Raw genomic sequence first — 25,201 nt, forward strand, 5'->3', positions numbered from 1 at the left:
AGGACGAGATGCTCGTCGGCATCGCGAAGATCACCGCCGCCACGGAGTAGTGCTCGAGGTCGCACCCCGCTTCGCAAGGTGTGGCCCGGAATCCGGGTCGTCTCCGTGACGACGCACCGGCCCCGCCCTGCTCGACGGGGTCGGCGATCCCGGTGGACCCCGTCTCGTGCTCACGCACGGGGCGGGGTTTTTCCGTTCCCGCCCTGCGCCCCGCGCCGCGCTCCCTGCCCCCGCGCCCCGCGCCCCCGCCCCCCGCCCCGCGCCGCGCTCCGCACTCCCCGACCAGCCGTGAACCCGGTTTCGAACCATGCACCCCGTTTCTTCTGGGTTCATCGTTCGAAACCGGGTTTTTCGCGTGCAGTCGGACCTCGCGCTCAGGGGGTGCGGCGGCGGCGACCGGAGGCAGGCTCGGGAGGCGCGGTGGGCGGCCACGGGTCGGGCTCGGCCGTGCTGCGGGCGATGAGCGCGCGGACGTCGGCGTCGTGCTGCAGCGTCCACGCGACGGCCGAGTTCAGCGACGACGCCGTGTGCAGCCACGGGCGACGCCCGCCCTCGTCGCGGCAGTGGGCGTAGACGTCGAACGCGAAGCCGCCCGTGACCGGCCGCTGGCGCACGAAGCCGAGCGGAGCCGCCTCGCCCTGCCGGATCAGCCAGAGCCCCTGCCCACCCGGGATCGGCGGGATCGCGCACGGGTGCTCGGCCGGTGGCTTGCGCAGTGCCGCCCGCGCGTTCTCGAACTTCGTCTGCACGCCCATGTCGGTGACCGTAGGCGCGACCACCGACGCCCGGCCCGGGGGGGGCTGGGCGGGGACGGCGTACGACGAAAGTCGTACGCGAGGTCCCGACTCCTGCACCCGGTGTCGCGGCGGCGCAGCCGCGAGCGTAGAGGCATGATCACGACACCGACCCGAGAAGCCCCTCCGTCCCGACGGCGCCATCCGCGCCTCCTCGTCCGAAAGACCCTCGCCGCCGCTGCCGTCGTCGCCCTGGGCGTGACGCTCGCCGGGTGCGCGTCCGGCGCGACGGGCGCGACCGCCGACCCCGCGCCTCCGGCACCGCCGCAACACCAGCCCGGCGGACACTCCCTGACGCAGGACGACGTCGACTCGTGGCTCGACGGTGCCGTCGGCTCGGCGCTGCAGACCACCGGCATCCCGGGGGCGACCGTCTCGGTCGTCGCCGACGGAAAGCTGCTGACCGCCCGCGGCTACGGCATGGCCGACACCGGCACCGGCGAGACTCCCGCCGAGGCCGTCGACCCCGAGCGCACGCTGTTCCGCGTCGGCTCGGTGTCGAAGGTGGTGTCGGCCACGGCGATCATGCAGCTCGTCGAGAGGGGCGACCTCGACCTCGACGCCGACGTGCAGCAGTACCTCGACTTCGACCTCGACACCCCGAAGGGCGCCGTCACCCTGCGGCACCTGCTCACCCACACGGCCGGCTTCGAGGAGGTCATCTCGGGGCTGATCGGCACGCCCGGCAGCGAGAAGACACTACGCGAGGCCGTCAGCGAGGCGCCCCCTGCCCAGGTCTTCGTGCCCGGCACGACCCCGGCGTACTCCAACTACGGAGCCACCTTGGCCGGTTACGTCGCCGAGCGCGTCAGCGGCGTCCCGTTCGCCGAGTTGCTGCAGCAGGACGTCTTCGACCGGGCCGGCATGACCTCGTCGTCGTTCGCCCAGCCGTTGCCCGCCGACCTCGACGCCCGCCTCGCGCACGGCTACCCCGACGACTCGAAGCCCGCCGTCGCGACCGAGGTCGTCAACGCGGCGCCGGCCGGTGCGATGTCCGCCACCGCGACCGACATGGCCCGCTTCATGCTCGCGCAGCTCGGTGATCTGCCCGACGACCAGGCGCTGCTGAAGCCCGACACGCTCGCCGAGATGCACCGCCCCGCCCTCGACGCCGACGACCTCGGCACGCTCGTCGCCGGTCAGCGCATGGACCTCGCGTTCTTCGACGACAGCACGCCCGGCCTGGCCGCCTTCGGTCACGACGGCGACACGCAGGTCTTCCACTCGGCGATGCGGATGTTCCCCGAGCACGACACCGGCATCTTCCTCAGCATGAACGGCAGCGGTCGATCGGCCACGGCCTCGCTCGACCTGCGCACCACGGTGCTGCAGGGGTTCGCCGACCGGTACCTGCGTGACGCGGCGACCGCCGACGCGTCCGACCCGTCCGACGCGTCCGACTCGTCCGACCCGTCCGACGCGTCCGACGCGGACAGCCGAGGAGGCGCGGGCACGGTCGACGACGGTGCGCCGGCCACCGAGACGGTCGCCTCGGGCACCGGCTCCGGTGACACCGCCGACGGGCCCGTGGCCGCCGACCTGGCCGGCACGTACCTCTCGTCGCGCTCCCCCGTCACCAACCCCGGCGCCCTGCTCGCCCTGAGCGGTCAGACCACGGTCGTGCCCCGCTCGGACGGCACGGTCGCCGTCACCCCGAAGCCGCTCGGCGTCACCACCGGCGTCTACGAGAAGGTCGGGACCGACCTGTGGCGCGAGGTCGGCGGAGACGCCCTGCTCGCGACGCGGACCGCCGACACCGACGGGGACTCGACGGTCCAGGCGATCTCGTGGGGCGCCTCCTTCACCATGCTGCGGGCGCAGCCCTGGCAGGCGGCGTCGGCCGTGCTGCCGAGCGTGGTCCTGGCGGTCGTGGTGCTGCTCGCGTCGGTGATCGTCTGGCCGGCCACCGCCCTCGCCGGCGTCGGACGCCGACGTCGAGATCTCCGCGCCGGCCTGTCGACCGGGTCGGTCGCCACCACCCCGCGTCGCCGTGACCGCACCCTGCTGCTCTCCCGCCTGGGGCAGGCGTCGACGCTGCTGGCCCTCGTCGGCTGGGCGGTCGTCGCGGTGCAGGCCATGTCGTTCGCCGAGGTGTCGGTCATGACCCTCCGCGTGCTGCAGGGGCTGCAGCTGCTCGGCGTCGTCGCGATCGTGCCGGCCGCCCTGGTCGCCTGGCGGGCCGTGCGCGACCGTCGCGGCTGGGCCGTGGTGACCGGACGCGTGCTCGTCCTCGTGTCGCTCGTGGTGCTCGCCGGCTTCGCCTTCGGCTTCCGCCTCATCGCCCCGAGCGTGAGCTTCTGATGCCCCGCCCCCAGCGCGACACCCGGGCCGACGGTGCACAGCCGTCGTCGGCCCGGGGCCGGGAGGGCCGCGGCACCTGGCATGCTCGGACCGTGACCACGAGCCCTGACACCCCGACCGCCGCGGGCGCCGACCGGGGCCCGGCCGGCTCGGGCGGGTCTGGCGGCTCTGGCGGCTCGGCCGGGCCCGGCGTCGCGACGGTGCGCCGTGCCCTCGACCGGCTGGGCGTGCACACGATGCTCGGCCGCGACGTCGTGCTCGCCGGTGTCTGGGCGCTCGTCACGATCGCCTTCCTCGCGACGCTGCTCGCGGCGGGCGAGTTCTACGGCGCGAACCGCAGCATCCCGACCGCCCAGATCGTCGCCGTGATCGCGCTGGCACTCGTCCAGCACGTGCCCCTGGCTCTTCGGCGCGTCCGCCCCGTCACGGCCATGCTCGCGGTCGCCGTCCTGCAGGCCGCCCTGCTCGCGGTGCTGCCGACCGGCCTCGCCCTGTGGACGGCCGCCCCCGTCGTCACGGCGTACACGGTCGCCACCCTGCGGCCGACCCGGGCCGTCGTCGGGGCGGTGCTCGCCGCCGTCGGCATCGAAGCCGTCGGGGCCGCCGTGGGGGTCTCGGCCCTCGTGAAGGACCAGCTCGGCGCCACCCCCGGACAACTCGGGGCCGCGCCCGGGCTCGGCGCGGTCGTCGAGGCGCTCGCCCTCGTGGCCAGCGCCGTGCTGATCAACGGTGTGAGCGCCGCCGTCGGCTCGTGGGTGGCCCTGCGCCGCGCCCACGACCGTGACGCCCGGGCCCGCGCGGCCGAGAGCGTCGAACACCAGGCGACGCTCACCCGGGCCGCGGTCGCCGCCGAGCGCACGCGCATGGCCCGTGAACTGCACGACGTCGCCGCCCACCACCTCACCGGGCTCGTCGTGCAGGCGGGTGCCGCCGAACGCCTCGTCGACGGCGACCCCGAGCGCGCCAAGGACTCCCTGCGCAGCGTCCGAGCCCAGGGCCGCGAGACCCTCGACGCGCTGCGGTCGATCGTGGGCATCCTCCGCGAGACCGGCGACGGACCGAGCGGCACCGTGCCGGTTCCCGGTCTCGGTGACGTGGCCGACCTCGTCGACCAGGCCCGCGCCTCCGGGGCCGTCGTCGAGTCGCACGTCGACGGCACGCTGCCGTCGCTGGCCCCGCTCGCCGACGTGACGGCGTACCGCACGGTCCAGGAGGCCCTCGTCAACGCCCGTCGGCACGCGCCGGGGGCGACGGTCGAGCTGCGGCTGCGTGCCACGGCCGGGTCGCTCGTGATCGTCGTCGAGAACGACCTGCCCGTCGCTCGCGACACGTCGCAGGGCGGCGGCTTCGGGCTGGTCGGCATGCGCGAGCGGGCCGATCTGGTCGGCGGACGGCTCGACACCGGGGCGACCGCCGAGGGGCAGTGGCGGGTGCGGCTCGAGCTGCCGGTCGAGGCCGAGACCGACGCCGGGCCGTCGGCGCCTGCCGCGACGTCCGCCGTGACGTCCGCCGTGACCCCCACGGCGACGCCCGCTGCGACGCCCGGACCCGGCGCGGGGTTCGCCGGCGGGGGTGCGGAGTGATCCGGGTCGTGCTGGTCGACGACCAGGCGATCGTGCGCACCGGCTTCCGGGTCGTGCTCGAGACGGCGGGCGGCATCGAGGTCGTCGGTGAGGCGTCCGGCGGGCGCGAGGCGGTCGAGGTCGTGCGACGCACCCGCCCCGACGTCGTCGTGATGGACGTGCGCATGCCCGGCGGAGACGGCATCGAGGCGACGCGGGCGATCGTCGACGCCCGGGTCGGGTCCGGTGCTGCCGGTGCAGCCACGGCCGGGGTGGCCTCCGTCGACGGGCAGGAGGCGCGGGTCGGGTCGGCGAGCGCCCCCGCGGTCCTCGTCGCCACGACCTTCGACCTCGACGAGTACGTGTTCGGTGCCCTCGAGGCGGGCGCGAGCGGGTTCGTGCTCAAGGACGTCGAGCCCGACGAGTTCGTCGGTGCCGTCCGGGCCCTGGCCTCGGGTCGCGCCGCGATCGACGGTGCCACCACGCGGCGGGTGATCGCCGAGTTCACGCGACGCCGGCGGACGTCGGCGGTCGAGCCGTCGCCCGACGTCCTGACGGAGCGCGAGCGCGAGCTCGTCCGCCTGCTCGGCGAGGGGCTGTCGAACGACGAGATCGGCGAGCGCCTGGTGGTCGAGACGAGCACGGTCAAGTCGCACCTCACGCGCATCACGACCAAGCTCGGCACCCGCGACCGACTGCAGACCGTCGTCTGGGCCTACCGCTCGGGCCTGCTGCCCTAGGCCCTCCCGTCATCGGCCCGGGTCGCACCGCGGACTGAACGTCGCACCGCCCGTTTCGGCGGTGCGACGCTCAGTCCGCGGTGCGATGGTCGGCCCCTCCGGGGCGCCGTGCAGGGGGCGAGCTAGGCGACCGGCTCGACGAGCGTGACGTGCTGCGTCGCCACCCGCACGGGCTGGCCGGCGAATGCCGCGGCGCGCGCCTCGGACTGCAGGTAGGCGGCCTCGACCTCGGCGAACCGCGCGGCGTCCCCCGGGGTGCTGACGGCCCAGACGAACTGGTTCGCGTCGCGGTCGGCGTAGGCGAACTCGATCTCGAAGCCCTCCGACAGCCGGGCGGGGATCAGCGTCGACGTGAACCACGCGACGAAGTCGTCGAGCACCCCCTCGACGAGCTCGTAGCGGCGCAACTGGACGGTCTTCGACGAGTCGGTCATGCCGCCACCCTACTGACGCCGCACCGCACCACGAGATGGACACCGCACCACGACTGGTCCTGGCGCCGTGCCCATCGCCTGGCGTCGTGCCCATCACCAGGCGTCGTGCCCGTCGGTTGCACACGGCGGCGCTGCCCCGCCACGCCCGCCCGCCCGCCTGCCCGCCCGCCACGCCCGCCCGGTAGCGTGGCGGCGTGACCCCGCTGACGCTCGCCCTCGCCGCCGCGGCCATCGTGGTCGGCGCCCTGACGCAGCGCATGGCGGGCATCGGCTTCGCGCTCACCGCCGCGCCCCTCCTCGTGGTGGTGCTCGGCCCCGAGGCCGGCGTCTCGGTCGGCAACGCCCTCGCCGCCGTGCTCGCGCTGGTCGTGCTGGCGAGCACTTGGCGCACGGTGCGGTGGCGGACGGCGGCCCTCCTCGTCCTGCCCGCGCTCGTGACGATCCCGATCGGCGCGTGGGTCGTGCAGACCGCCCCGACCGGTCCGCTGACCATCGCGGTGGGCGCCCTGGCCTTGGTCGGAGTGCTGGTGATGGCGTTCTCGAGCCGCGCGCGCCTCCTGCCCGGCCGGGTCGGCGCCGTCGCCGCCGGGGCGCTGGGCGGCTTCATGAACGTGACGGCCGGCGTCGGCGGCCCGGCGCTCACGGTGCACGCGACGAGCGACCGCTGGCCGCGCGAGGTGTTCGTCGGCACCGGCCAGGTGTTCCTGCTGGCGGTCAACCTGACCTCGGTGCTGACGAAGGGCATCCCCTCCGAGCCGATCCCCGTGTGGGCGGGAGCCCTCGGCCTGCTGTTCGTCGGCGCGTTCGTCGGGCACCACCTCAGCAAGGTCGTGCCGGCCCGGGTCGGCCGCATCCTCGTCCTGACGCTCGCCGCCGTCGGCAGCGCCCTCGCCCTCGTCCGCGGCATCACCCAGCTCTGACCCACCCGGCCGAGGAGGCGCGGGTCGCCACCCGGCGCCCCTCGCCTAGACTCGGCCCGCCATGCAGTGCGACTACTTCGACGCGGGACTGTGCCGTTCGTGCACGCTCCTCGACCGCCCCTACCCGGTGCAGGTCGCCGAGAAGGAGGTGCGCGTCCGCGACCTCCTCGGCGAGCGCCACGCCCCCGCGGCCTGGCTGCCGACGCTGACCAGCCTCGAGTCGGGGTTCCGCAACAAGGCGAAGATGGTCGTCGGCGGCACGATCGACGAGCCGACGCTCGGCATCCTCGACGGGCGCGGGCAGGGCGTCGACCTGCGCGGGTGCGGGCTGCACACGGCGGGCATCCAGGAGGCGCTGCCGACGCTGGCGGCGTTCGTGACCCGCGCGCGCCTCCTGCCCTACGACGTGCCGAAGCGCCGCGGCGAGGCGAAGTACGTGCACGTGACCGAGTCGCCCTCGGGCGAGCTGATGGTGCGCTTCGTGCTGCGCAGCGAGCAGGCCCTGCCGCGGCTGCGGGCCGAGCTGCCCTGGCTGCTCGAGGCCCTGCCTCAGGTGGCGGTCGTGTCGGTCAACCTGCTGCCCGAGCACAAGGCCGTGCTCGAGGGCGCCGACGAGATCGTGCTGACCGACCGCGAGACGCTCACCATGCAGCTCGGCGGGGTCGACCTCGAGCTGCGCCCGCAGAGCTTCTTCCAGACGAACACGGCGATCGCGGCCGGGCTCTACGCGCAGGCCGCCGAGTGGGTCGACGCGATCGACCCGGCCACGGTGTGGGACCTCTACTGCGGCGTCGGAGGGTTCGCCCTGCACGTCGCGCGCCCGGGCGCCGGCCGGACGAGTCGGCACGGGCACCGCGAGGTCGTCGGCATCGAGACCAGCGAGGAGGCGGTGGCCAGCGCCCGGGGCAGCGCACGTCGCGCAGGCCTCGAGCACGTGCGCTTCGCGGCGGACGACGCGACCCGGTTCGCGACGACCGCGTCGGCGACCGCGTCCACGGAGCCGGGGTCCCCGGGTACCGGCACCGCGCCTCCCGAGCTGGTCATCGTCAACCCGCCGCGACGCGGCATCGGCGCCACGCTGGCCGGCTGGCTCGAGGAGTCGGACGTCGAGCACGTCGTCTACTCGAGCTGCAACCCCGTCACCCTGGCGAGCGACCTCGACGCCATGCCGTCGTTCGACGTGGTCGCCACGCGCGTGTTCGACATGTTCCCGCAGACACCGCACCTCGAGGCGATGGCGCTGCTGCACCGCCGCTGAGCCGGGCACGGCCGCCGCACGCCCATGAACCCGGTTTCGAACGATGAACCCACAAGCTTCTGGGTTCATCGTTCGAAACCGGGTTCATGGGGCGGCGAGGACGAAGTGCGGCCAGCCGTCACGAGGCGCGAGGCACGAGGCACGAGGCACGAGGCACGAGCACGGAACTCAGACCTCAGACCTCAGACCTCAGACCTCAGAGCAGGACGGTGCTGCTGCGCCAGCCGAGTGAGTCGGCACCCGTCTGCCACACGACGGTGAGGCCGCGGCCGGGCCCGCTCGACTCGCCGACCTCGGTCGTGAAGCGCTTGCCCGAACCCGCCGAGACGGCTTCGATCGACGGCAGCTGCTGCCCGTCGAGGAAGACCCGGAGCGTGTCGGGGTAGCCGACGACGCTCGGCTCGGTCTGGTCCTGGCTCAGCGGGCTGGCGAACGAGATCGACGCGGGGGCCGTGGTGTCGTACGCCGCGCCTCCTGCGGTCTGGTCCTCGGCGCCTGTCGCCGGGTTGGTCCACTCGTAGAGGGAGTCGCCGGTCGGCGGCACGCCCGCGTCGTCGACGCGGAGGCCGTCGGAGGTCTCGCGCACGACCCAGGCGTCGGCGAGGTCGTCGGTCGTGGCGCTCACCAGAGTGAAGGCGCCCTCAGGGCCCTCGGCGGAGGCGAGGTCGGCGTCGGCCAGGACGGCCGCCTCGTCGGGCGTGACCGTCCCGTCGCTCGGCGAGGACGACGCGAACGTCTGCTCAGTGCCGTAGAACTGCTGCGCCTCGGGGCTGAGCAGAGCCCAGGCGGCGGCCGTGTCGTCGTCCGCGATCGCGTCGAGGTAGCGGACAACGATCGCCTGCTCGGCCGAGGCCTGCTGCGCGTCGGCCGGGACGGTGGCGGTCGCGCTGGCACTCGGCGAGCCCGGGCCCGCTGCGGTCGGGGCCGTGACGGCGGGGTCGGAGGTGCACCCGGTGGCGGCGACCAGCGCACCGACGGCGAGGGTCGAGGTCATGAGTAGCTCTCGTGTCTTTGCCATGCGTGGCACGGTAGCGAGGCCCGGGGCGGGCTCGTCGCGACTCCCAGGGGATGCCCACGAGCGCCGGGTGTCCGCGAGCGGGCAGGAGATGCTGCTCGCGTCGGAACGACGAGCACCTCCTGCCCACTCGCATTCGCACTCGAGCGCCGGGTCACGAACAGCGACCCCGGGAGGCGCGGGCCGGGTCAGGCGCGCGCGACGACCGCCCAGCCGTGCGGCCCCACCGACAGCACGTCGCCGTCGAGGCCGGCGTCCCGACCGGCCAGCCACTCGCCCGGGGCGGGGTCCGCCACGCGCAGCTCGTCGTCGCCGAGGTTGAGCGCGACCACGAGCGCCTGGTCGGGCGAGGCCCCCCGCACCTCGAGCACGAGCGACTCGTTCGCGACCGACACGGTGCGGCTGCGGGCGGTGTGCAGCCACGGGTGCCGACGTCGCACGCCGATCAGTTCCTGGTGCAGGGCGAGGACCTCGGGGAGGGCGTCGGGCACGCCGGCACCCGGGGTCTCGGCAGGCGTCGAGGGGAACGCGGGACGCACGGCGTCGTCGCCGCCGACCCGCGCCTCCTTGACGGCCCGCAGGCCGAACTCGTCGCCGTAGTAGACCGAGGGGGTGCCGCCGAGCGTGAAGAGCAGCACGATCGCGTGGTCGTGGTGGCGCTCGTCGTCGATCTGGCTGGCGATGCGCGTGACGTCGTGGTTGCCGACGAAGGTCAGCGGCACGAAGTCGTCGAGGAACCCGTCGTGACGCTGCAGCGCCCACTCGAGCTCGAACAGGTTGACCTCGGCCAGGGCGTGCCAGACGCCCTGCCACAGTTCGTACTGGGTGACCGAGTCGAGGCCTCCGTCACGGACGGCCGCGGCGTAGTCGCCGTGCAGCACCTCGCCGACGACGTACACGTCGGGGTGCCGCTCGCGCAGCGGGGGCAGCACGGTCGCCCAGAACTCCGAGGGCACCGAGTAGGCGGCGTCGAGGCGCCAGGCGTCGGCTCCGCGGTCGGCCCAGTGGATCAGGACGTCGGTCACCGTGGGGGCCACCTCGGGGGACGAGTGGTCGAGGGCGATCAGCCCGCCGTGCCCCTCGAAGGTGCCCAGGCTGCCGTCGGCCTCGCGTCGGAACAGCGAGGCCTCGCGGGAGTCGGGGTCACGACGAGACTCGACCAGCGCGGGGAACTCGGGGCCGACGTGGTTGAAGACGCCGTCGAGCATGACCTTGACGCCCTTCGCGTGGGCGGCCTCGATCAGGGTGGCGAGGTCGGCCTCGGTGCCGAGGCGCGGGTCGACCGTGAACCAGTCGATCGTGTCGTAGCCGTGGGTCGACGACGCGAAGACCGGCCCGAGGGCGAGCCCGTTGGCGCCGAGCGCCAGCAGGTGGTCGAGCCACGGCACGAGATCGAGGAGGCGCGGTGCCGGCGAGCGGTCCGCTCCCGTCGTGTCCGCCCCGACGAATCCCAGGGGGTACACGTGCCACCACACGACGTGCTCGGTCCAGTCGGGGCCCGGCACGGCGGTGGCCGTCGTCGTGGGCTCGTGTTCGCTCATTCGCGCCACCCTAGTGACGGGCGGTCGTGAGGTGTCCCCCGCTCGGCTCGCGGGGCTCAGCTCGCGGGGCCGAGCAGGACGGCGAGCAGCGCGGCGGCACCGCCGACGATGAAGAGCATCGTGCCGGCCTGCATCGTGCGGGTCTTGTTGCGGTCGGCCGTGGGGACGTCGACCTCGAGGATCGGGCAGCCCGACCAGCCGATCAGGCCGACGCTCAGGGCGACGAGCGCGGCACCGACCCAGAACAGGGTCGCCACACCGGCCGAGAGCAAAGCCGGACGCCAGCCGGACGAGAGCAGCAACCCCAGGGCCACCGCCACGCTGCCGACCGCGGCGACGAACCAGATCGTGCCGGTCCACATGATGCGTTGGACGTTCTTCTCGGGGGTCATCAGGTCGTGCAGCTCGTGGGTCACCAGAACATCTTTCACCCTCTGCAGCGATCCGGCACACCCGGGCACTGCCGAACACGCAGAAACGGGCGGGTCCGGGCGATGCGGGCGTCCGACGACGCCCGCATCGGACGAACCCGCCCGTCCTGCTTCCCGCGATGCCGACTGCGGGCGCGGCGACTACTTCGTGGCGCCCTCGAGCAGCGGCACCAGCTGGTCGAGCGCGTACTGCCGCGACAGGGCCGAGCCGAGCGAGTACGCGGCGGCGACGTCACCGTCGATGACGACGGCGTGGCCGTCCTGCACGGCCGACAGGGCCTTCCACTGCGGGTCGTCGGTGATCTCGGTCGTGTCGATGTAGATCGGGAACGCCACGATGACGTCGGCGTCGATCTGGTCGAGCTGCTCGCTCGAGATCGACACCGAGAAGCCGCCGGCGTTCGGCTTCAGCGCCGAGATCGCGGGGTTCTGCTCGAAGCCGAGCGCCTCGAGCTGGTCGACCCGCTCGCTGTCCTCGACGTAGGCACCCCAGCCCTCGCTGGTCTTCGTGGCGGCGGTGATCGTCTTGCCCTTCCACTCGGGGTGGGCGGCGGCGACGGCCTCGACGGCCTTCTCGTTCTCGTCGACGAGCTGCTCGCCCTTGGCTTCTTCACCGAGCGCCTTCGACACGAGCTCCATCTGGTCGTCGAAGTCGGTCAGGTAGCTGTCGCCGCCCTCGGGCACGCCGACGGTCGGGGCGATGCTCGACAGTCGGTCGTAACGCTCCTGGTCGCCCGAGCTCTTGGTGTCGAGGATCACGTCGGGCTCGAGGGCCGCGATGGCCTCGTACGAGGGCTCCAGGGTGCCGATGATCTCGGGGGCCTGGTCGTAGAGACCCTGCGCCCAGGGGCCGACGCCGTCGGCCTCGTCACCGAAGGCCAGCCAGTCCGACGCCCCGACGGGCTGCACGCCCAGCGCTAGCGCCGCCTCGGCGTCGCCCCAGCCCAGCGCGACGACGCGCGTCGGCTTCTTCTCGACGGTGACCTCGCCGAACTTCGTGTCGATCGAGACCGGGAACGCGCCCGACCCGCCCGAGGCACCGCCGGCGGCGTCATCGGAGTCGGTGTCGGCCGAGCAGCCGGCCAGGGCGAGGGTGGCGACCGCGACGGCGGCGGCGATCGAGAGTGTCTTGCGCATGTGTTCCTCAGGGCTGTGACGTCGGTGCTGTGACGTGGTGTCGGGCAGGAGGTCGGGTGCCGGGTGTCGCGGCGGGCGCCGCCCGACAGGACTCCAAGTGAGGGTAGCCTAAGCTAATCACCATGGCGATGCCCCGAGCGCTCACGGTCGGCCGTGCCCCGCGACCGACGCGAGGCTCCCGGCGAACCCGCACGCGCCTCCTCGCCCTCGTGGCCGCCCTGGCCCTGTTGGCCCTCGCCGTCGTGCTGGGCCTCGCCGTCGGCGCGCGGCCGGTCGCCCTCGACGAGGTGCTGCGCATCCTCACCGGCGCCGCGAGCCGCGACACGGCCGACGCCACCGCCGTGCTCGACCTCCGCCTGCCGCGTACGGTCGCCGCGATCGTGGCCGGGGCCGGGCTCGGGGTCGCCGGTGCCGTCGTGCAGGCCGTGACGCGCAACCCGCTGGCCGACCCGGGCATCCTCGGCGTCACCTCGGGCAGCGCCTTCGCCGTCGCCCTCGCGGTCGGCTTCGCCGGGGTCACCTCGGCGAGCGGCTGGGTCTGGTTCTCGTTCGTCGGCGCCGGTGTCGCCACGGTCGCCGTCGCGCTGATCGGCGGCGCCGGACGAGGAGGCGGTGGTCCCGCCCGCCTGACCCTCGCCGGCCTCGCGCTCGGGTCGGTGCTCGCGGGCATCACCTCGTCGATCGTGCTGGCCGACCCCCGCCGCTTCGACGCCGTCCGCGCGTGGGAGGTCGGCTCGCTCGCCGACCGCGGCTGGGAGCCCGTGGTCACCGTGCTGCCCTTCGTCGCGGCCGGGGTCGTCGTCGCCCTGATCGCTTCGCGCCCGCTCGACGCCGTCGCGCTCGGCGACGAGCACGCCGCCTCGGTCGGCGTCTCGGTGCCCGCCGTCCGCGTCGTCTCGTTGGTCGTCGTCACCCTGCTGGCCGGAGGCGCGACCGCCGTGGTCGGGCCCGTCGCGTTCGTGGGACTCATGGTCGCGCACGCCGCCCGCGGCGTCGTCGGCCCCAGCCAACCGTGGATCACCGCGCTCTCGGCCGTGCTCGGGCCCGTGCTGCTGCTGCTCGCGGACGTGCTCGGCCGCGTCGTCGCTCCCCCGGGCGAGCTGGCCGCCGGGCTCGTCACGGCTGCGATCGGGGCACCGGTGCTCATCGCGATCGCCCGACGCCGACGGGTGGGCGGCGCATGACGCGGGCGAACGAGGGCACGCGGGCGAACCCGGGCACGGCGACGACGCCGGCGTCCCCGGGGGTCGGCCCGCGCCTCCTGCGCTCGTGGCGCTCGACCGGCGGACGTCGACGCACGGCGACGCTGGTGCTGGTCGTGGTGGCCGTCGTCGTCGCGGTCGTCGCCCTCGGCATCGGCGACTACCCGCTCAGCCCGCCCGAGGTCGTGCGGGCCCTGTTCGGCGGCGACGGTTTCGCGTCGACCATCGTGCTGAACTGGCGGTTGCCGCGCGTCCTCGCGGCCCTCGTCTTCGGCGCCGCACTCGGCGTCTCGGGCGCGATCTTCCAGTCGCTGACCCGCAACCCGCTGGGGTCGCCCGACGTGATCGGCTTCTCGACCGGCGCCTACACCGGGGCGATCGTCGTCATCGTGTCGGGTGCGGCCTCGACGATCGGCACGGCCGCCGGCGCCCTGATCGGCGGGCTCGTCACCGCCCTCGTCGTCTACCTGCTCGCCTACCGCCGCGGCGTGCACGGACTGCGGCTGATCATCGTGGGCATCGGCGTCACGGCCCTGCTGCACTCGGTCAACAGCTGGCTGCTGCTGCGCGCCCAGAACGAGGTCGCCCTGACCGCGTCGTTCTGGGGGGCGGGTTCGTTGGCGCTGGTCGGCTGGCAGCAGCTCGTCCCGGCGCTGATGCTGCTCGTCGTGCTGACCCCGCTCGTCATGGGGCTGTCCCGGCCGCTACGTCAGCTCGAGCTCGGCGACGACGCCGCCCGGTCGCACGGCCTGCGCGCCGAGCGCTCCTGCCTGGCGCTGGTCGTGGTGGGCGTCGCCCTCACCGCCGTGGTGACCGCCAGCACCGGGCCGATCGCGTTCGTGGCACTGGCCGCGCCGCAGCTCGCCCGCCGCCTGGTGCGGTCGGCCGGGGTGCCGCTCGTCGCGGGCGGGCTCGTCGGCGGGGTGCTGCTGCTCGTCGCCGACCTGGTCGCCCAGCACGTGGCCGCCAACCCCGTGCCGGTCGGCCTCGTCACCCTCGTGATCGGCGGGGTCTACCTGATCACGCTGCTCGTCTCGGAATCCCGGAGGTCCGCGTGAACGCCGACGCCACACGCCCGCCCGCCCCCGACGTGACCGGTGCGACCGACGCGACCGACGTGACCGGTGCGACCGACGCCGCCCGCGCCTCCGACGGGACCCGCTCCTCCCGCCTCGTCGCCCGCGGAGCGCACCTCGCCTACGACCGTCGCACGGTGAGCGAGGCCGTCGACGCCGACGTGCGCGACGGCTCGTTCACGGTCATCGTCGGGCCGAACGCCTGCGGGAAGTCGACCCTGCTGAGGGCCTTCGCGCGCCTCCTGAAGCCCCGGTCGGGGTCGGTCCTGCTCGACGGACGCGAGCTCGCGGGCGTGCCGGCGAAAGAGGTGGCCCGCATCGTCGGCCTCCTGCCGCAGACCTCGACCGCACCCGACGGCATCACGGTCGCCGAACTCGTCGCGCGCGGCCGCTACCCGCACCAGGGGCTCTTCCGGCAGTGGACCGGCACCGACCGCGAGGCCGTCGACGCGGCCCTGGCCGAGACCGACCTCACCGCGCTGGTCGACGTGCCGGTCGACGAACTGTCGGGCGGACAGCGCCAGCGCGTGTGGGTGGCGATGGCGCTCGCGCAGCAGACCCCGGTGCTGCTGCTCGACGAGCCGACGACCTACCTCGACATCGCCCACCAGTACGATCTGCTCGACCTCTTCGCCCGGCTGCACGGGCAGGGCACGACCGTGGTCGCGGTGCTGCACGACCTGAACCAGGCCGCGCGGTACGCGACCGACCTGATCGTGATGGCCGACGGCGACGTGGTGGCGACGGGCACCCCGGCCGAGGTGCTGACCGAAGAGCTCGTGACCGACGTGTTCGACCTGCCCTGCGTCGTCGTGCCCGACCCCGTGACCGGGTCGCCCATGGTCGTGCCGCGCCGCCGCTGAGGTCGGGTAGGCACCCGGGGTGCCGGCGAGCAGGATGGTCCCATGAAGATCGAACTCGACGGCACCACCGCACTCGTCACCGGATCGACCCAGGGCATCGGCTTCGCGATCGCCCGCGGGCTCGCCGCCGCCGGGGCCCGCGTCATCGTGAACGGACGCTCGACCGAGACCACGGCGGCGGCCCGGGCGCGCCTCCTCGAATCGTTGGCGAGCGACGCCGACTTCGCCGCCCTCGACGCCGACACCCAGGAGGCGCGGGTCGTCACGCTCGCCGCCGACCTGGCCACCGAGGCGGGCGCGCAGGCGGCGGTCGGGGCCTTCCCCGAGGTCGACGTGCTGGTGAACAACCTCGGCGTCTTCGGCTCGGCCGACGCCCTGAGCATCGACGACGACGAGTGGCGCCGCTACTTCGAGACGAACGTGCTCTCGGCCGTGCGGCTGACGCGGGCCTACCTGCCCGGCATGATGGAGCGCGGCTGGGGCCGGGTGCAGTACATCGCGAGCGACTCGGCGATCGTGACGCCGGTCGAGATGATCCACTACGGGGTGTCGAAGACGGCCCTGCTCGGGGTGTCGCGGGGGTTCGCGAAGGCGGCGGCGGGTTCGGGCGTGACGGTCAACAGCGTCATCGCCGGGCCGACGCACACGGGTGGCGTCGAGGAGTTCGTACGCGAGCTGGTCGGCGACGACCTGCCCTGGGACGAGGCCCAGCACGAGTTCATGCTGAAGCACCGGCCGCAGTCGCTCCTCCAGCGACTGATCGAGCCGGAGGAGATCGCCAACATGGTGGTCTACCTCAGCTCGCGCTTCGCCTCGGCGACGACGGGCGGGGCGCTGCGGGTCGACGGCGGCTACGTCGACGCGATCGTGCCGTAGGGCGGGAGCCGATGTCGAACCACCGATGTGGTGTCGAACCACGTACATCGGCGGTTCGACACCACATCGGCGGTTCGACCCGGGGGCACAGGCCGGGCACCCGGCTCAGGCCTGGGCTTCGGCGATGACCTCGGCACTCCAGCCGTCGTAGCGACCGCCGGCTCGCTGCACGACGTCGAACACCTCGCGGGTGAAGGTCACGGCGCGGTCGTCGTCGAGCGCGTCCTCACGGCTGGCCCGCAGATCGGCCCCCAGCAGACCGTGCCGGGTGACCGTGGCGTCGTAACCCGAGCTGCGTAGTTCGTCGGCCGCCCGTTCGGCAGCCGCGCGGCGCGGGAAGTCTGCGGAGTGCGTGACCGTCCGTGCGAGGTCGAACCGGTCGCGGAGCTCGTGGCGGGTCACCAGCTGGGCCGCGCAGCGCTGGAGGTGGACGACGAGTCCCGTGTCCATCGTCGTGCCCCGGGCCCCGACTAGCGGGTGCGGGCGGCGGGGCGTCCGCCGCGACCGCGGCGGTCGGCACGCGGCGCACGGGAGGGCAACACCGCCGCGACCAGGAAGAAGACGATGCCGAAGATGACGACGATCGACCCGATGACCATGAGGGCGATGATGACGGTTTCCATCCGCCCATCCTCCCGGGCGGGCGGGGCGCGCACAAGGCGCGACTCCTGAGCATCCGCCGCCCGCGCCTCCTCGGGGTACGCCTCCCAGCGTCACGACCACCGCCCGCGGGCAGACAGTCGTACCACCGGCACGGACCGCACGCCCTCTTTCGGCCCGATGTCGGCGGCCGGACGTAGCGTCGAGATCGCCGGTACGACGGGGGACGTCGCCCGGCACCACGTCTTCTCCGAGGAGTCCGAGTGACCAGCGACACGACCACCACCCGCCCGACCCTGTTCTGCCTGCACGCCCTCGGCATGAGCCGCCTCGAGTACGGCCCCGTCACCGACGCACTCGGCGGCGACTTCGAGGTGGTCGCCCTCGATCTGCCCGGCTTCGGTGACGCCACCACGGCCGACGGCGTGACCGTCGACGACATGGTCCGCCAGGTCACCCGGCAGATCCGCCGACACGGCGCCACCCGCTGGCTGCTCGTCGGCCACAGCATGGGCGGCAAGATCGCCTCGATCGTCGCCGCACGCACGCTCGCCGGCCAGGGCGGGCTCTTCGGCCTCGCCGGGGTCGTGCTGCTCGCGGCGTCCCCGCCGTCGCCCGAGCCGATGAGCGAGGCGAACCGCGAGCAGATGATCGCCGCGGCGGCCGACGGCCCGCTCGACACCGACACGACCCGCGCCTTCGTCGACGACAACGTGGGCGCCCCGTTGCCCGCGGTGCTCGACGACCAGGCCCTCGCCGACCTGCACCGCACCTCCCCCGAGGCGTGGACCGCCTGGTTCGACCGCGGCAGCCGCGAGGACTGGTCGGCCGAGGTGGGCAGCCTCGACCTGCCCGCCCTGATCGTGGCCGGCGGGGCCGACGGCCCGCTCGGCGAGGACGCCCAGCGTCGCCTCAACGGCTCCGTCTACCCGCGCGCCACGCATCTCACCCTCGACGGGGCCGGCCACCTGCTGCCGCTCGAGCGTCCGGCCGAGGTCGCTTCGGCCATCGTCGACTTCTGGCGCGACGACGCCGGGCGGGCGCCGGTGATGTCGGACGACTTCGCGCGCGTCGTCGCGTCGAGCCGCACCGCGTCGAACACGCGCGGCATCCTCGCGAAGCGCGCCGTGGCCGACGACCCGCGCTATGCCCCGCACGTGCTGACCGAGGCACAGCTGACGACGCTGCGCGCCGTCGCCGCCCGCGTCGTGCCGCAAGACGACCCCGCGCACTCGATCGACCTCGCCGCACGCGTCGACGCGCAGCTCGCCGCCGGCTACGGCGACGGCTGGCGCAACGCCGACCTGCCGAGCGACCCCGAGGCCTACGCGCTGGGCCTCGACGCCCTCGCCGACCTCGGCGACCTGACGCCCGAGCAGCAGGACGCGCGCATCACGGCGATCGTCGCGGGCGAGGCACCCGCGACGGACGCCTTCTCGGCCGAGCAGCTGACCGCGTGGTTCGAGGACTGCCGCGTCGACCTGGTCAAGCTCTGGCTCGCCCACCCCGCGACGATGGAACGCATCGGCTTCGACGGTTTCGCGAACGGCCGTGCCGGTCGCGCCCTGCAAGGATTCAGCCGGCTCGGCGCCGGCCAACGAGAGGGCTGGGAACCAGCCATGGAGGTCACCCGATGAAGCTCGACGCGCAACGCACCTACGACGAGTCCGAGGTCGTCGACGCGGTCGTGATCGGCACCGGCGCCGGTGGCGCCCCGATCCTGGCGAAGCTCGCCCTGCAGGGCTTGAAGGTCGTCGCCCTCGAGGCGGGCCGCAACTTCGAGCCCGACGAGTACACGCAGGACGAGATCGAGGCCGTCCAGATCAACTGGATGGACGAGCGCCTCAGCGGCGGCGAGACCCCGACCGCGTTCGGCCAGAACAACAGCGGCAAGGGCGTCGGCGGTTCCACCCTGCACTGGGGTGCGTTCACGCCCCGCCCCGACGAGCGCGACCTCAAGCTCAAGTCGCTGACCGGCAAGGGCGAGGACTGGCCGGTCGACCACGCCGAGCTGATCGAGTACATCGAAGAGGTCGAGCACTTCGTCGGCGTCTCCGGCCCGGCCGACTACCCGTGGGACCCGTCGCGTTCGTACCTGATGCCGCCGCCCGCGCGCAACGCGTCGAGCGACATGATGATCCGCGGCTGCGAGGCCCTGGGCATCCGGGCGACCGACGCACCGGCCGCCCTGGTCAGCCGTGACTGGCGCCAGGAGCACGTCGGCACCCGCCCGGCGTGCGTCGGCTGCGGCAGCTGCCACCAGGGGTGCCGCAGCGGCGCCAAGGTCAGCATGGACACGAGCTACCTGCCGATGGCCGTCGCGAACGGGGCCGAGATCCGCCCCGAGTCGATGGTCACGGGCATCGAGCTCGACGAGGCCGGCGAGGTGTCGGCCGTCGTCTACGTCCGCGACGGTGTCGAGCACCGTCAGCGCACCGCGGCGCTCTTCCTCTGCGCGGGCGGTGTCGAGACCCCGCGCCTGCTGCTCCACGCCGGCATCGCCAACAGCAGCGACCAGGTCGGCCGCAACTTCATGGCCCACGGCGCCACGCAGGTCTGGGGCACCTTCGACACCGAGATGCGCGGCTACCGCGGTTACCCGTCGTCGATCATCACCGAAGACACGATGCGGCCCGAGGGCGTCGACTTCGTCGGCGGCTACCTGATCCAGAGCCTCGGCGCGATGCCGTTGACGCTGGCCACGACGCTCGCCCGCGGCGCCGGCCTGTGGGGCCCCGACCTCGTGAAGGCGCTCGACGACTACCGCTTCATGGCGGGCGTCGGCATCAACGCCGAGTGCTTGCCGAGCGAGCAGAACCGGCTGACGCTGTCCGACGAGGTCGACGAGTTCGGCATGCCCAAGGTCGTCGTCACGTTCACGCCCGGCGAGAACGAGAAGGCGATCGATGACCACGCCGTCGAGACGATGACCGCCATCGTCGAGGCGGCCGGCGGGCGCGACATCCGCGTTCTGGCTCGCACGGCGCACACGATCGGCACCTGCCGCATGGGCACCGACCCCGCGACGGCCGTGGTCGACCCCGACGGACGCAGCTTCGACGTGCCGAACCTCTGGATCGCCGACAACTCGGTCTTCCCGAGCGCCGTCGTCGCCAACCCCGCGCTGACGATCATGGCTCTCGGCCTGCGCACCGCCGACCGTTTCCTGGCGAGCGCCGGGCTGTCGGGCACGGTCGCCGGCGAGCGCGTCGGCGCGGACGTCTCGCGCGTCGTCGACGCGGCCTGAGCCCCCCCCGGCCCGACCCGCGCCTCCTGAGCCCCGAGCCCAGGAGGCGCGGGTCGCGTCGGTGAGGAACGCCCCCGTGACGCAGGGCCACGGGGGCGCCCTCTCCTAGCCCTTACGCCACAGGTCGAGCGCGAGCCGCGTCACAGTCACGAACATCGTCGCGATCTGCAGCCACGGCACGGTCTTCCTGGGCTGGCCCTCGGCGTCTTTCGACATGAGGATCACCTCCTGGTGTGCGCGCCGGATAACACGAGGAGCGGAAGGTGCCAGGGATGCAGTCCAGGCGGACCTGGATTACAATCATCCGAGTAGTGAACTCGGGATCGCTTGCATCCCTGGTCTTCCACTCGGAGGACAAACGAAGCCCACGATCGTTCCCGCGGTCGTGGGCTTCACTCTTGCCCGGGGCCGTGACCCGGCGGTGCCCGGCCCCGCCCACTAGCCTATGTGACATGTCAGTCGCACGCGGAGTGGACCACGCTGCAGGGCGGCGGACGCTGCTGCTGGCCGTCACGCTCACGGTCGTGCTCGGCGTCGCCGCGAAACTGCTCGCGCCCGGGCTGACCGGCGACCTGTTCGGCTCGGCGCTCTACACCGTGCTGCTCGCCCTGCTGCTCGCGCTCGTCGCCCCGCGCCTGCCCACCCTCGTCGTGGCCGGTGTCGCCACGGTCGCCTCGGTCGGGGTCGAGCTGCTGCAGCTGACCGGGCTGCCCGCCGCCGCCTCGGCCGCGTTCCCGCCCGCGGCGTGGGTGCTCGGCTCGACGTTCGCGGCGACCGACCTGCTCGGGTACCTGGCCGGGGGCGTCTCGGGACTGGTGCTGCTCGGGGTCCTGCGCCGCGCCTCCTGACCTCCGCACCCCCGGGAGGCGCGGGTCGAGTGGGCGAGAAGGGTCCTTCGTCGAGACGCGAGGGACGTCTTCTGCCCACTCGACCGGCGCGAGAGCCGGCGCCGGGGCGTCAGCTCGCGGAGGCCCGCCCGTGCCAGAGCAGCCAGACGAAGTACGGCGTGCCGATGACGGCGGTCAGCAGGCCGGCGCCGAGCTGCGCCGGGGCGATCAGGGTGCGGCCGAGCACGTCGGCGGCGCAGACCAGCACCGCGCCGAGGAGCACGGCCACGGGCAGCACCCGCGCGTGCCGCCGTCCGACCAGCGAACGCGCGGCGTGCGGGGCGACGAGCCCGACGAATCCGACCACGCCGACGGCGGCCACGGCCGTCGCCGTGAGCAGCACCGCCAGCGACAGGAAGACCAGTCGCGACTGCGAGAGGGAGACCCCGAGGAGGCGCGGGGTGTCGTCGTCCACCCCGAGCAGGTCGAGGCGACGACGCAGCAGCACGACCACGACGAGAGCGGCCACGAGCACCAGCGACACCGGCAGCGTGTCGTCCGTCGTGCGGCCGTAGGTCGAACCGGACAACCAGGTCAGCGCCTTCGCGCCGTTGAACGGGTCGGTCAGGACGATCAGCAGGCTGATCGCGGCCGCCGTCGCCGTCGAGACGCCGATGCCGATCAGCACGAGACGGTTCTGGGGGAACCCGCCGCGTGAGGCGAGGCCGAACACGACCACGGCCGCCGCGACGGCTCCCGCGAACGCCCCACCCGCGATGCCCCAACCCGTCGCGAGCGGCACGGTGGTGACGAGCAGCACGGCCCCGAGGCCGGCTCCGCCCGTCACGCCGAGGATGCCCGGCTCGGCGAGCGGGTTGCGGGTGACGGCCTGCACGAGCGTGCCGGCGAGCGCCAACGCCGCGCCCGCCGCGAGGGCGGCCGCGACCCGCGGCACGCGCGTGTCGAGGACGTAGGTGACGACGCGGCCGGACCGGCCGGCCACCCAGTTGGCGACGTCGCCGAGCAGCAGCTTGGCGTCGCCCAGCAGCACCGAGCCGAGGACGACGGCGACGAGGGCGACGAGCACGACCGCGACGACCACCACGAAGCGCAGGCGCGAGACCACGGGGTGCCGGTCGGTCGGGGTGACGCCGCCGTGGTCGCGGGCCCGGAAGGCCAGCACGACGAGCACGACCGCCCCGAGCAGCGAGGTCACCACGCCGGTGGGCACCTGGACCGACGTCTCGGCACCGACCAGGGCGCGCAGCAGCACGTCGGCGCCGAGCACGAGGGCGGCACCGGCCAGGGCCGCGAGGGGCAGGAAGACGAGGAAGCGACGGACGGCGGGCACGGCCCGACGCAGCAGTCGGACGAGGGCGGGGGCGCAGAGGCCGACGAAGCCGATCGGCCCCGCGAGGGTGACGGCGGCGGCCGAGAGCAGCACGGCCGCGAGGACGGTCACCACGCGGGTGGTGCGGACGTCGACGCCGACGCTGCGGGCGGTGTCGTCCCCGAGGGCGAGGGCGTCCACGCGGAGGTTCATCGCGACGAGCACCAGCAGCCCGACGACGATGACGGGGGCGAGCTGCACGACGCCGTCGAAGCCGTTCTGCGAGATGCTGCCCTGGCCCCAGGCGTACAGCCCGGCGGTCTGCTGCGGGAAGAGCAGCAGGAGGGCACTCGTCACCGAGGCGAGGCCGAGGGCGAGGGCGCTGCCGGCGAGCACGAGCCGCACGGTGCCCGCTCCCAGCCCGGACACGGCGAGCACGAGCCCCGCGGCGAGCAGCCCACCGACGAAGGCGACGCCGGACGACGCGAGCAGGGGCAGGCTCAGCCCGGTGACGGCGGCGAGCGCGAGCGCGACGTAGGCCCCGGCGTTCACGGCGAGGGTGTCGGGCGAGGCGAGCACGTTGCGGCTCATCTGCTGCAGGGCCGCACCGGCGGCGCCGAGGGCGACGCCGACCAGCAGGCCGGCGACCATCCGCGGGAGGCGCGAGGCCACGACCACGGACGCGTCGCCGGCCGTCGCGGTGCCGGTCAATGCCTGCCAGACCTGACGGGCGCCGACGTCGGCGGTGCCCTGCGTGACGTCCACGAGGGCGAGCACCACGACGACGGCGACCAGCGCGACCGTCACGCCCACCGACCCGAGCGTGAGCCGACGGGGGGCGGCGAGCCGCGCCTCCCGGGCTCGTGCCGCGCGGAGCGCCCGCTCGTCGGGCCCGGGGGCGGGCTCGTCGAGCCGGGACGGCGCGGGGTCGGTGGGCGTGACGGTCGTGCTCATGGTGCCGGTTACTTCGTCAGGGTCGACACCAGCGAGTCGACGTAGGCGGTCATCGCGGCGGGGCCACCGAACATCCAGATGCCGTCGTCGAGGCGGTGCACGTCACCGGACTGCACGAACGGCAGCGACGTCCAGACGGCGTTCGAGGCGAGCGACACCGCGAACGGGTCGTCGGCGCCGGCGGCCGTGTTGTCGATGTAGAGGAACTGCACGTCGGCGGGCAGCTGCGTGAGGCCCTCGACGTCGGTCGTGGCGAGGCCGTACGCCTCGTCGCCCTCGACGGTCCAGGCGTTCGTCAGGCCCAGCTCTTCGGTGACGTCGGCGACGAGCGAGCCCTTGGCGTAGGGCCGGATGCTGACCTGGCCGGCGTCGACGTACCCGTCGGCGAAGGCGAACGGCGTGCCGGCGAGTCCGGCGTCGGCGAGGGCCTGCTTGCCCGACTCGACGGCGTCGGTGAACTCCTTCTTCACCTCGGTCGCCTTGTCCTCGGTGCCGGTCGCCTTGGCGATGAGGTCGAGGTTGTCCATGCTGTGCTCGATCTGGCGCGAGGCGTCGGCCGAGGTGACCTGCAGCACGGGAGCGATCTCCTTCAGCTGCTCCACGGCCTCGGCGCTCAGCCCGTCGGTCGCGACGATCAGGTCGGGCGCGAGCGACGCGACCGTGTCGAGGCTCGGTTCGCCGCGGGTGCCGATGTCCTTCGGCTCGTTGGTCAGCGGCACGGCCGCGTCCCACTCGTTGTAACCCTTGACGTCGGCGACGCCCACGGGCTCGACGCCGAGGGCGACGAGGTCCTCGACGACGTTCCACTCGGTGCCGACGACCTTGGTCGCCGGGCCGTCGAGGGTGATCTCGGCCCCGGTGCCGTCGGTCAGGGTGATCTGCTCGCCGCTGCCCGAGGTCGAGCCGGCGTCGGCCGACTCGGTGGTGCCGCAGCCGGCGAGGGTCAGGGCCGCGGCGGCGGCGACGGCGGTGACCGTCAGCAGTCGTCGCGCGGGGCGGCGGGCGGACCCGCCGGAGGTCGGGGTGTGGCGGGGCGTCGTCAGAAGGCGCTGGGTCACGGGTGGTGTCTCTCTCATCGGACGGGCGTGTCGGCCCGGGTGTGGTGTCGGCCGATCGCGCGGGTGCGCAGGTGGCCGGTGGTGGGGTCGGTGTCGACGTCGATGCGGATGCCCCAGACGTCGGTCAGGAGGCGCGGTGTCAGCACGTCCCCGGGGTCGCCCTCGGCGACGATGCGGCCCTCGCTGAGCACGACGATGCGGTCGGCGAGCGCGGCGGCCTGGTCGAGGTCGTGCAGGACGACTCCGACCGCGATGCGGCCCGAGTCGGCCAGGTCGCGCACCAGGTCGAGCAGTTCGACCTGGTAGCGCAGGTCGAGGTACGTGGTGGGTTCGTCGAGCAGCAGCACCCCGGTGTCCTGCGCGAGGCAGCTGGCGAGCCAGACCCGCTGCAGCTGGCCGCCCGAGAGCTGATCGACGCCGCGGTCGGCGAGGTCGGCCACGCCGGTGAGCTCGAGTGCCCGGTCGACGGCGGCGGGGCCGTCGGGGTCGGAACGCCCCCAACGGCCGCGGTGCGGGTAGCGGCCGAACTCGACGACGTCGCGCACGCTGAGGCCGCCGGGGGTCGGGCGCCCCTGCGTCAGCAGCGCGACGCGCCGAGCGAACTGTCGCAGCGACAGCTCGAACCCGTCGACGCCCTCGCCCTGGCTCTGGTCGTGGCCGTGGCCGTGGCCGTGGCTCGGGCCGCCGCTTGCCGGGTCGAGTGGGCGGAAAGTGTCCTTCGCCGGACCGGGAGCAGCATCTTCCGCCCACTCGCCGGCCCGGTCGTCGCCACGAGGAGGCGCGGCGAGGGTCAGCGAGCCCGTGCGCGGCTTCTGCAGTCGGGCCAGGGTGCGCAGCAGGGTCGACTTGCCGCTGCCGTTCGGGCCGACGAGGGCGGTGACGCAGCCGGGCCGCAGCTCGAGGCGGGCCCCGCGGACGACGTCGACGCCGTCGTAGGCGACCGAGACGTCGTCGGCGCGAAGGGCGGCCGAGGAGGATGCGGTGGCCGCGAGGGGCAGGTCGGTGGTCACGCGCTTAGGTTAGCCTAACCTCACC

23 protein-coding genes are annotated in these 25,201 nt (G+C 73.9%); 12 read left to right on the plus strand and 11 right to left on the minus strand.

Annotation, left to right across the window (positions count from 1 at the left end; translation table 11 throughout):
- Positions 1–374 precede the first annotated feature (374 nt).
- Positions 375–755 carry a hypothetical protein gene (locus BIV04_RS08535; RefSeq protein ID WP_143048625.1) on the minus strand — a complete coding sequence of 127 codons (381 nt, stop codon included), beginning with the start codon at positions 753–755 and terminating at the stop codon, positions 375–377.
- A gap of 135 nt (positions 756–890) precedes the next feature.
- Between BIV04_RS08535 and BIV04_RS08540 the strand changes: the two genes are divergently transcribed.
- The 3 genes from BIV04_RS08540 to BIV04_RS08550 all read left to right on the plus strand — a co-directional run bounded on the left by BIV04_RS08540 (position 891) and on the right by BIV04_RS08550 (position 5,397).
- Positions 891–3,095: a serine hydrolase gene (locus tag BIV04_RS08540; RefSeq protein WP_071255834.1), complete on the plus strand. Its 2,205-nt coding sequence runs from the start codon at positions 891–893 to the stop codon at positions 3,093–3,095.
- 92 nt (positions 3,096–3,187) lie between these two features.
- Complete coding sequence (locus BIV04_RS08545) at positions 3,188–4,678, plus strand: histidine kinase (RefSeq protein ID WP_071255921.1); 1,491 nt, start codon at positions 3,188–3,190, stop codon at positions 4,676–4,678.
- Positions 4,675–5,397 carry a response regulator transcription factor gene (locus tag BIV04_RS08550; protein ID WP_071255835.1) on the plus strand — a complete coding sequence of 241 codons (723 nt, stop codon included), beginning with the start codon at positions 4,675–4,677 and terminating at the stop codon, positions 5,395–5,397. Before BIV04_RS08545 ends, BIV04_RS08550 begins: the two co-directional genes overlap by 4 nt.
- Positions 5,398–5,519: 122 nt before the next feature.
- On the opposite strand, the gene BIV04_RS08555 is transcribed toward BIV04_RS08550, so the two are convergent.
- Positions 5,520–5,831, minus strand: a complete 312-nt coding sequence (locus BIV04_RS08555; RefSeq protein ID WP_071255836.1) for a hypothetical protein — start codon at positions 5,829–5,831, stop codon at positions 5,520–5,522.
- Between the two features lie 194 nt (positions 5,832–6,025).
- Between BIV04_RS08555 and BIV04_RS08560 the strand changes: the two genes are divergently transcribed.
- Both BIV04_RS08560 and rlmC read left to right on the plus strand, forming a co-directional pair.
- Positions 6,026–6,751 carry a sulfite exporter TauE/SafE family protein gene (locus BIV04_RS08560; protein ID WP_055976215.1) on the plus strand — a complete coding sequence of 242 codons (726 nt, stop codon included), beginning with the start codon at positions 6,026–6,028 and terminating at the stop codon, positions 6,749–6,751.
- Positions 6,752–6,812: 61 nt separating this feature from the next.
- The gene (gene rlmC, locus BIV04_RS08565) at positions 6,813–8,009 is read left to right on the plus strand and encodes a 23S rRNA (uracil(747)-C(5))-methyltransferase RlmC (protein WP_071255837.1); all 1,197 of its coding nucleotides are present in this window, start codon (positions 6,813–6,815) and stop codon (positions 8,007–8,009) included.
- A gap of 196 nt (positions 8,010–8,205) precedes the next feature.
- Here the strand turns inward: rlmC and BIV04_RS08570 are convergent, their stop codons facing one another.
- From BIV04_RS08570 to BIV04_RS08585, 4 genes are all read right to left on the minus strand, one after another.
- Positions 8,206–9,027 (minus strand): hypothetical protein, encoded by an 822-nt coding sequence (locus BIV04_RS08570; protein WP_143048626.1) that lies wholly within the window; start codon positions 9,025–9,027, stop codon positions 8,206–8,208.
- A gap of 185 nt (positions 9,028–9,212) precedes the next feature.
- Positions 9,213–10,565: an alpha-amylase family glycosyl hydrolase gene (locus BIV04_RS08575; RefSeq protein WP_071255840.1), complete on the minus strand. Its 1,353-nt coding sequence runs from the start codon at positions 10,563–10,565 to the stop codon at positions 9,213–9,215.
- A gap of 56 nt (positions 10,566–10,621) precedes the next feature.
- Positions 10,622–10,981 (minus strand): hypothetical protein, encoded by a 360-nt coding sequence (locus BIV04_RS08580; protein ID WP_055976205.1) that lies wholly within the window; start codon positions 10,979–10,981, stop codon positions 10,622–10,624.
- Between the two features lie 156 nt (positions 10,982–11,137).
- A complete protein-coding gene (locus BIV04_RS08585) occupies positions 11,138–12,133 on the minus strand; it encodes an iron-siderophore ABC transporter substrate-binding protein (protein WP_071255841.1) in 996 nt (331 codons plus the stop codon).
- 122 nt (positions 12,134–12,255) lie between these two features.
- Here BIV04_RS08585 and BIV04_RS08590 point away from each other — a divergent pair, with 122 nt between their 5' ends.
- From BIV04_RS08590 to BIV04_RS08605, 4 genes are read left to right on the plus strand one after another with little or no spacing between them, the layout of a single operon-like run.
- A complete protein-coding gene (locus BIV04_RS08590; protein WP_071255843.1) occupies positions 12,256–13,317 on the plus strand; it encodes an iron ABC transporter permease in 1,062 nt (353 codons plus the stop codon).
- Positions 13,314–14,393 carry an iron chelate uptake ABC transporter family permease subunit gene (locus tag BIV04_RS08595; RefSeq protein WP_083396298.1) on the plus strand — a complete coding sequence of 360 codons (1,080 nt, stop codon included), beginning with the start codon at positions 13,314–13,316 and terminating at the stop codon, positions 14,391–14,393. The genes BIV04_RS08590 and BIV04_RS08595 overlap by 4 nt, the downstream gene beginning before the upstream one ends.
- A gap of 59 nt (positions 14,394–14,452) precedes the next feature.
- The gene (locus BIV04_RS08600; RefSeq protein ID WP_218141841.1) at positions 14,453–15,274 is read left to right on the plus strand and encodes an ABC transporter ATP-binding protein; all 822 of its coding nucleotides are present in this window, start codon (positions 14,453–14,455) and stop codon (positions 15,272–15,274) included.
- A 42-nt stretch (positions 15,275–15,316) separates the two neighbouring features.
- Positions 15,317–16,150 carry an SDR family NAD(P)-dependent oxidoreductase gene (locus tag BIV04_RS08605; protein WP_071255844.1) on the plus strand — a complete coding sequence of 278 codons (834 nt, stop codon included), beginning with the start codon at positions 15,317–15,319 and terminating at the stop codon, positions 16,148–16,150.
- Between the two features lie 105 nt (positions 16,151–16,255).
- On the opposite strand, the gene BIV04_RS08610 is transcribed toward BIV04_RS08605, so the two are convergent.
- Together BIV04_RS08610 and BIV04_RS17115 are read right to left on the minus strand one after the other, a co-directional pair.
- The gene (locus BIV04_RS08610) at positions 16,256–16,600 is read right to left on the minus strand and encodes a ribonuclease E inhibitor RraB (RefSeq protein ID WP_071255845.1); all 345 of its coding nucleotides are present in this window, start codon (positions 16,598–16,600) and stop codon (positions 16,256–16,258) included.
- A 20-nt stretch (positions 16,601–16,620) separates the two neighbouring features.
- Complete coding sequence (locus tag BIV04_RS17115) at positions 16,621–16,773, minus strand: hypothetical protein (RefSeq protein WP_156155479.1); 153 nt, start codon at positions 16,771–16,773, stop codon at positions 16,621–16,623.
- Between the two features lie 240 nt (positions 16,774–17,013).
- On the opposite strand from BIV04_RS17115, the gene BIV04_RS08615 reads away from it, so the two are divergent.
- From BIV04_RS08615 to BIV04_RS16475, 3 genes are all read left to right on the plus strand, one after another.
- On the plus strand, positions 17,014–18,387 hold the full coding sequence (locus BIV04_RS08615) for an alpha/beta hydrolase (protein WP_083396299.1): 1,374 nt from the start codon (positions 17,014–17,016) through the stop codon (positions 18,385–18,387).
- Positions 18,384–19,997 carry a GMC family oxidoreductase gene (locus BIV04_RS08620; RefSeq protein ID WP_083396300.1) on the plus strand — a complete coding sequence of 538 codons (1,614 nt, stop codon included), beginning with the start codon at positions 18,384–18,386 and terminating at the stop codon, positions 19,995–19,997. The genes BIV04_RS08615 and BIV04_RS08620 overlap by 4 nt, the downstream gene beginning before the upstream one ends.
- Positions 19,998–20,449: 452 nt before the next feature.
- Entirely contained in the window at positions 20,450–20,845 is a 396-nt protein-coding gene (locus tag BIV04_RS16475; protein WP_143048627.1) for a DUF2809 domain-containing protein, read from the plus strand.
- A gap of 109 nt (positions 20,846–20,954) precedes the next feature.
- On the opposite strand, the gene BIV04_RS08630 is transcribed toward BIV04_RS16475, so the two are convergent.
- The 3 genes from BIV04_RS08630 to BIV04_RS08640 all read right to left on the minus strand — a co-directional run bounded on the left by BIV04_RS08630 (position 20,955) and on the right by BIV04_RS08640 (position 25,176).
- Entirely contained in the window at positions 20,955–23,108 is a 2,154-nt protein-coding gene (locus tag BIV04_RS08630) for an iron ABC transporter permease (RefSeq protein ID WP_143048628.1), read from the minus strand.
- Positions 23,109–23,116: 8 nt separating this feature from the next.
- Positions 23,117–24,091 (minus strand): iron-siderophore ABC transporter substrate-binding protein, encoded by a 975-nt coding sequence (locus BIV04_RS08635; protein ID WP_255364230.1) that lies wholly within the window; start codon positions 24,089–24,091, stop codon positions 23,117–23,119.
- 89 nt (positions 24,092–24,180) lie between these two features.
- On the minus strand, positions 24,181–25,176 hold the full coding sequence (locus BIV04_RS08640) for an ABC transporter ATP-binding protein (protein ID WP_177174796.1): 996 nt from the start codon (positions 25,174–25,176) through the stop codon (positions 24,181–24,183).
- Positions 25,177–25,201: the final 25 nt, after the last annotated feature.

Source organism: Frigoribacterium sp. MCBA15_019 (genome assembly GCF_001864945.1).
Lineage (GTDB): Bacteria > Actinomycetota > Actinomycetes > Actinomycetales > Microbacteriaceae > Frigoribacterium.

What these genes read in the sequence shown, in the direction of transcription:
- rlmC (WP_071255837.1), top strand. Translation starts at nt 6,813, where the DNA reads ATGCAGTGCGACTACTTCGACGCGGGACTGTGCCGTTCGTGCACGCTC.
- BIV04_RS08540 (WP_071255834.1), top strand. Translation starts at nt 891, where the DNA reads ATGATCACGACACCGACCCGAGAAGCCCCTCCGTCCCGACGGCGCCAT.
- BIV04_RS08535 (WP_143048625.1), bottom strand. Translation starts at nt 755, where the DNA reads ATGGGCGTGCAGACGAAGTTCGAGAACGCGCGGGCGGCACTGCGCAAG.
- BIV04_RS08555 (WP_071255836.1), bottom strand. Translation starts at nt 5,831, where the DNA reads ATGACCGACTCGTCGAAGACCGTCCAGTTGCGCCGCTACGAGCTCGTC.
- BIV04_RS08585 (WP_071255841.1), bottom strand. Translation starts at nt 12,133, where the DNA reads ATGCGCAAGACACTCTCGATCGCCGCCGCCGTCGCGGTCGCCACCCTC.
- BIV04_RS08590 (WP_071255843.1), top strand. Translation starts at nt 12,256, where the DNA reads ATGGCGATGCCCCGAGCGCTCACGGTCGGCCGTGCCCCGCGACCGACG.
- BIV04_RS08575 (WP_071255840.1), bottom strand. Translation starts at nt 10,565, where the DNA reads ATGAGCGAACACGAGCCCACGACGACGGCCACCGCCGTGCCGGGCCCC.
- BIV04_RS08570 (WP_143048626.1), bottom strand. Translation starts at nt 9,027, where the DNA reads ATGGCAAAGACACGAGAGCTACTCATGACCTCGACCCTCGCCGTCGGT.
- BIV04_RS16475 (WP_143048627.1), top strand. Translation starts at nt 20,450, where the DNA reads ATGTCAGTCGCACGCGGAGTGGACCACGCTGCAGGGCGGCGGACGCTG.
- BIV04_RS08620 (WP_083396300.1), top strand. Translation starts at nt 18,384, where the DNA reads ATGAAGCTCGACGCGCAACGCACCTACGACGAGTCCGAGGTCGTCGAC.
- BIV04_RS08595 (WP_083396298.1), top strand. Translation starts at nt 13,314, where the DNA reads ATGACGCGGGCGAACGAGGGCACGCGGGCGAACCCGGGCACGGCGACG.
- BIV04_RS08630 (WP_143048628.1), bottom strand. Translation starts at nt 23,108, where the DNA reads ATGAGCACGACCGTCACGCCCACCGACCCCGCGCCGTCCCGGCTCGAC.
- BIV04_RS08605 (WP_071255844.1), top strand. Translation starts at nt 15,317, where the DNA reads ATGAAGATCGAACTCGACGGCACCACCGCACTCGTCACCGGATCGACC.
- BIV04_RS08610 (WP_071255845.1), bottom strand. Translation starts at nt 16,600, where the DNA reads ATGGACACGGGACTCGTCGTCCACCTCCAGCGCTGCGCGGCCCAGCTG.
- BIV04_RS17115 (WP_156155479.1), bottom strand. Translation starts at nt 16,773, where the DNA reads ATGGAAACCGTCATCATCGCCCTCATGGTCATCGGGTCGATCGTCGTC.